At 23.6% G+C, this 905-nt stretch carries 1 protein-coding gene; it reads left to right on the top strand.

Features of this window, described 5'->3' with window-relative positions; all coding sequences use genetic code 11:
- Positions 1-28: 28 nt before the first annotated feature.
- Positions 29-905, top strand: an 877-nt coding sequence (locus tag L8W64_RS08860) for a DUF2972 domain-containing protein (protein ID WP_263673553.1), incomplete at its 3' end; no start/stop codon positions are given.

Genomic DNA, 905 nt, shown 5'->3' with positions numbered 1-905 from the left:
TCATGATTCGGCTTCTGGACATTTGGCAATGGAACGACTTTTTTTTGAATGCGGTATTCAACTTGTGAGTTATTATTTGAATTCAAATGAACAAGTGGTATATCAAAACATATATAATCAATATAAAATATATCAAAATTTAGAAGTTTATATAAATTTTGAAATAAAAAAGAATGTTTTTTTGAAATTTATTCAGGCTGATACTATTATATATGTTACTAGAGATCCTATTTCTAGGTTAAAAACACATGTTAATCATATTTATCCTAAAGGTGAATTTTTAAACAATATCACATTAGAAGATGAGCCGTCTAAAATATTAGATTGTACTTGTTTTTTGATGAACTCTTCAAGTGTTTCTGTGGAATTTTTGGATTATTTTTTAAAAGAAAAAAAAGATACTCTTTTTATGGTTAATACTCACTATATAGATTTTTTAAATAAAAACAAAAATAAAATTTTTTTTATGGATATGGAGGATATTAATTGTGATAATGCCTTTGATACAATGTGTAAGCTATCTAAAAAATTTAACTTTAAAGCACCATCGTTAGATAATCTTACGGTTTTTAAAACTAGGATGACTGGTGTTTTTGATTTTATTCTTCCAAAAAATCTTCTGGTCAGTATTAACGGTATAAATATTAAAATAATTATTACAACTGTAAATAGAACTGTGGGAAATTTTCTAGATGTAACTAGTTGTTTTATTCATGATAGTGGAGAATATGAAAACTTAGTTTTATATATGAAAAAAGATCATTATGAAATTTTAAAACAACACAATGATATTTTTAAAAAATGCCAAAAATATTTGTGTGATTTTATTAGTAAGTTGATAATGAAGGTAAAATATGAGCAATCTAAAAAAATTAATGAGATTCAAATTTTAGAATACTTACGTT

This window comes from Campylobacter sp. IFREMER_LSEM_CL1097 (assembly GCF_025772225.1).
Classification (GTDB): Bacteria; Campylobacterota; Campylobacteria; order Campylobacterales; family Campylobacteraceae; genus Campylobacter_D; species Campylobacter_D lari_D.
The sequence above is the reverse complement of the archived record's forward strand: the minus strand, read 5'-3'. Positions and strand labels throughout refer to the sequence as shown.